5 protein-coding genes are annotated in these 4,648 nt (G+C 45.1%); all 5 read left to right on the top strand.

Annotated elements, in window-relative coordinates; all coding sequences use genetic code 11:
* Positions 1-36 precede the first annotated feature (36 nt).
* The 5 genes from nuoE to VIN08_RS05695 are packed head-to-tail and all read left to right on the top strand — an operon-like array spanning position 37 to position 4,645.
* On the top strand, positions 37-582 hold the full coding sequence (gene nuoE, locus VIN08_RS05675) for an NADH-quinone oxidoreductase subunit NuoE (protein WP_331961525.1): 546 nt from the start codon (positions 37-39) through the stop codon (positions 580-582).
* A 3-nt stretch (positions 583-585) separates the two neighbouring features.
* Positions 586-1,938 carry an NADH-quinone oxidoreductase subunit NuoF gene (gene nuoF / locus VIN08_RS05680; protein WP_331961528.1) on the top strand — a complete coding sequence of 451 codons (1,353 nt, stop codon included), beginning with the start codon at positions 586-588 and terminating at the stop codon, positions 1,936-1,938.
* A 30-nt stretch (positions 1,939-1,968) separates the two neighbouring features.
* Positions 1,969-2,973 carry a 2Fe-2S iron-sulfur cluster-binding protein gene (locus tag VIN08_RS05685; RefSeq protein ID WP_331961531.1) on the top strand — a complete coding sequence of 335 codons (1,005 nt, stop codon included), beginning with the start codon at positions 1,969-1,971 and terminating at the stop codon, positions 2,971-2,973.
* On the top strand, positions 2,970-4,019 hold the full coding sequence (gene nuoH, locus VIN08_RS05690) for an NADH-quinone oxidoreductase subunit NuoH (RefSeq protein ID WP_331961534.1): 1,050 nt from the start codon (positions 2,970-2,972) through the stop codon (positions 4,017-4,019). Before VIN08_RS05685 ends, nuoH begins: the two co-directional genes overlap by 4 nt.
* 59 nt (positions 4,020-4,078) lie before the next feature.
* Entirely contained in the window at positions 4,079-4,645 is a 567-nt protein-coding gene (locus VIN08_RS05695) for an NADH-quinone oxidoreductase subunit I (RefSeq protein WP_331961537.1), read from the top strand.
* Positions 4,646-4,648: the final 3 nt, after the last annotated feature.

Genomic DNA, 4,648 nt, shown 5'->3' on the forward strand with positions numbered 1-4,648 from the left:
TTAACAAATAACGAATAACGCTTAACGGACAAAACGATGAGTGAACAGAAAGATCGGGTACAATTTTCAGCAGAGACAATGGAGCTCGTGCAGCGAATTATTAAACGGTATCCGGAAGGAAGACAGAAGTCTGCTTTGTTACCCATACTGCACGTAGCACAAGCCGAGTTTGACGGATGGCTGAGCACACCGGTAATGGATTACGTTGCCTCTATACTTTCCATCAAACCGATAGAAGTATATGAAGTAGCATCTTTCTATACCATGTATAACCTCGAGCCGGTAGGCACATGTCTTATTGAAGTTTGCCAGACCGGTCCTTGCTGGTTACGTGGTGCGGATGACATTGTTGAGCATTTTGAGAAGAAACTGAATATAAAAGTAGGAGAGACCACAGCCGATGGCATGTTTACCCTGAAGGTTGTAGAATGTTTAGGATCGTGCGGAACAGCACCGATGCTGCAATGCGGTTCTGACTACTATGAGAATCTGACAACAGAAAAGGTAGATACACTGATCGAGAAGTTGAGAACTTCTAATCAGCGCAGTACCTATATGAAATCTAACATGCAGAAGATCTAGACCATGGCAAGACTATTAGAACATATTAATGTACCGGGCATCGAGACATTCGATGTATATAGACAGCATGGTGGTTACAAGTCTGTAGAGAAAGCGTTGAAGACGATGACTCCGGACGAAGTAACAGAAGAAGTAAAGAAGTCTGGTTTGCGCGGAAGAGGAGGAGCAGGTTTCCCTGCCGGTATGAAATGGAGCTTCCTCGATCGTAAATCAGATAAGCCACGTTACCTGGTGTGCAACGCAGACGAAAGCGAACCGGGAACATTCAAGGATCGCTACCTGATGGAGAAGATCCCGCATATACTCATAGAAGGGATGATCACTTCAAGCTATGCGCTTGGTGCAAAAACCTCCTATATCTACGTGCGCGGAGAGTATATGTATATCATCCGCATCCTGGAGAAAGCTATACAGGAAGCACATGCCAATGGTTTCCTCGGTAAAAATATATTAGGCACAGACTATTCACTCGAGCTATATGTACAACCCGGTGGTGGTGCCTATATCTGTGGTGAAGAAACAGCCTTGTTGGAATCGCTCGAAGGCAAGCGTGGTAATCCGCGTCTCAAGCCTCCGTTCCCTGCGGTAGCCGGTTTGTATGCCAGCCCTACCGTTGTAAACAATGTAGAGACTATATCTGCAGTATGTTCTATCGTAAATGAAAGCGGTGATGAATATGCCAAGATCGGTATAGGAAAAAGCACCGGTACAAAACTGATCTCTGCCAGTGGGCACATCAACAAACCCGGTGTATACGAAATAGAATTAGGGCTTCCTGTTGAAGAGTTTATATACTCTGACAAGTACTGCGGAGGTATCTGGAAAGGAAGAAAACTGAAAGCTGTAGTGGCCGGGGGTTCTTCAGTACCAATCCTTCCGGCTGATCTTATACTCAAGACAGCGAAAGGTGAACCACGCCTGATGTCGTACGAATCATTATCCGATGGAGGTTTTGCTACCGGAACCATGTTGGGTTCAGGTGGTTTCATCGTGATGGATGAAACAGCTTGTATCGTTCGTAATCTGTGGACATTCACACGCTTCTATCATCACGAGTCATGCGGACAATGCAGTCCTTGCCGTGAGGGTACAGGCTGGATGGAGAAAGTACTTCATCGCATCGAACATGGTCATGGTCACATGGAAGATATAGACCTGCTGGTAGATGTCGCAAAGAAAATAGAGGGCAATACTATATGTCCGCTCGGTGATGCTGCAGCCTGGCCTGTAGCCAGTGCGATACGTCACTTCCGTGAGGAGTTTGAGTATCATGTAAAGTATCCTGAGAAAGTGAAGAACCCGAAGCACTTCGAGATTGAACCGTTCCGTTCGGAGAAAGTTTTGGCTACAGTATAAGATATAGAACTATAAATAAACTTAGCGTCAATGGCTAAAGTAACAATAGATGGTATTGAAGTAGAAGTTGCTGATGGAACAACGATCCTGAATGCTGCCCGTCAGATTGGTGGCGAGGTAGTTCCTCCGGCAATGTGCTACTATTCTTCTCTGAAAGATACCGGTGGAAAATGCCGCGTGTGTCTGGTAAAAGTAACACAAGGATCTGCTAAAGATCCGCGCCCGATGCCGAAGCTGGTAGCATCCTGCCGTACTCCGGTAATGGATGGTATGGTCGTGCAGAACATTACGTCACCGGAAGTGCTCGAAGCACGCAAAGGCGTTGTAGAGTTTCTGTTGATCAATCACCCGCTCGATTGTCCTATATGCGATCAGGCAGGTGAGTGCGATCTGCAAAATTTAGCATACGAGCATGGTGCTGGTAAAACACGCTATGAAGAAGATCGCAGAACATTCGAGAAGATTGATATAGGAGATAAGATCAAGTTACACATGACGCGTTGCATCCTTTGCTACCGCTGTACATTCGTAGCCGATCAGCTTACCAAAGAACGTGTACATGGTGTATTGAACAGAGGCGATGCCTCGGAGATCAGTACCTATATAGAGAAGGCTGTAGATAATGAATTCTCCGGAAACATGATCGATGTTTGTCCGGTAGGAGCATTGACTGATAAAACATTCCGCTTCAAGAGCCGCGTATGGTTTACGAAGCCATTAGATGCACATCGTAACTGCGATAAGTGCTGTGGTAAAGTTGTACTGTGGACGAAAGGTGATGATGTACTCCGCGTATCAGCCCGCAAGGATCAATACGGTGAAGTGAAAGAGTATATCTGTAACGAGTGTCGTTACGATCACAAGAACATGAACGATTGGACGATTGAAGGCCCTCGCCACGTAGACCGTCATTCGGTTATCTCGCAAAATCACTACGAGAAGATCGATATGCAAAAACTGAAACTGGATATCGAACGCCAGATACAGTTCCAGAAAGGAAAACAATTACCGGAAACTAACCAGTCACCAGCATGAGTACATTTCTGATATATAAACTTATACTGGTAGGCTCTGTATTCGGCATAACACTTTTTGTTGCCGCATACTCTACGTATGCAGAACGTAAAGTAGCAGCCTTTCTGCAAGACCGTGTTGGTCCTGACAGAGCGGGTCCATTCGGTATATTTCAACCACTTGCCGATGGAATGAAGTTCATCTACAAAGAAGAGATCATTCCGGTAGTATCCAATAAATTTTTATTTGTACTCGGCCCTTGCCTTGCCATGTTAACCGCGATGATGGCGGGTGTACTGATTCCCTGGGGAAATACACTCATCATTGGCGATCAGACGTACTCATTGCAGATTGCTGATCTGAATGTAGGTATACTCTATGTGTTCGGAGTTGTATCGATCGGTGTATATGGTATCATGATCGGAGGCTGGGCATCCAACAATAAATTCTCTTTGTTAGGTGCCATTCGTGCATCAGCTCAAATGATCAGTTATGAAATAGCCATGGGCTTGTCAATTATAGCCTTGATCATCATGACGGGTACATTGAGTCTTGGAGAGATCAGCGCACAACAAGCCGGTGGTGTGGGTGGCGATTGGCACATGTGGAATGTGGTGAAGCAACCGCTCGGTTTTCTCATCTTTATAGTATGTGCGTTTGCAGAATGTAACCGTACGCCTTTTGATCTTCCGGAGTGTGAGACTGAACTTGTGGGCGGATATCACACTGAGTATAGCAGTATGAAGCTTGGTTTCTATCTCTTTGCAGAGTATATCAACATGTTTGTTTCATCTGCAGTAATTTCCACGCTATATTTTGGAGGGTATAATTTCCCGTTCATGAACGATTTGGGATTGGATCATAATACGATTTCGATCATAGGAACACTGGTATTGTTTGCCAAGATATCATTCTTCATCTTCTTCTTTATGTGGATACGCTGGACGATCCCGCGCTTCCGCTACGATCAGTTGATGAATCTCGGCTGGAAAATATTGATACCGCTTTCAGTAGCGAATATTTTCCTTACCGGTCTTGTGCTCTTACTGAAAGACAGATTTTTTTAACAGGTGCTTCTGATTTTTTTTAGAACGCACAATGAAAGTATAAATGTGAATTAAAACACATGCAACTAACGAACCGATCAAAGCTTGTAGTAAAGAAAGAGATGACCTTCGCAGAGAAGATCTATCTCCCGGCAATTCTCAGTGGAGTTGCTATTACCATCAAGCACTTATTCAGAAAAAAGGCAACGGTAAAATACCCGGAGACGCAACGCGAGATCAGCGAAGTATGGCGTGGCCAGCATGTGTTGAAGCGTGACGACAAAGGAGCCGAGCGTTGTACAGCCTGTGGGTTGTGTGCAGTGTCTTGCCCCGCAGAAGCGATAACGATGGTTGCTGCTGAGCGCAAGAAAGGTGAAGAGAATTTATACCGTGAAGAGAAATATGCAGCGACTTACGAAATCAACATGCTGCGTTGCATCTTCTGCGGGTTATGTGAAGAAGCTTGCCCGAAAGAAGCGATCTTCCTGACAGACCGCATCGTGTCGACCGACTATGCTAGAAATGGATTTATATATGGGAAGGATAAGCTGGTGGAACCTGTAGACGAACGTGTCGATGTTACCAAGCGCCAAACACCAGCCGTGCTGGCATTCAAACAGCAGAAAAGATTAAGTCATAATAAATAGTTT

Source organism: Ohtaekwangia sp., from assembly GCF_036568665.1.
Taxonomy (GTDB): domain Bacteria; phylum Bacteroidota; class Bacteroidia; order Cytophagales; family Cyclobacteriaceae; genus Ohtaekwangia.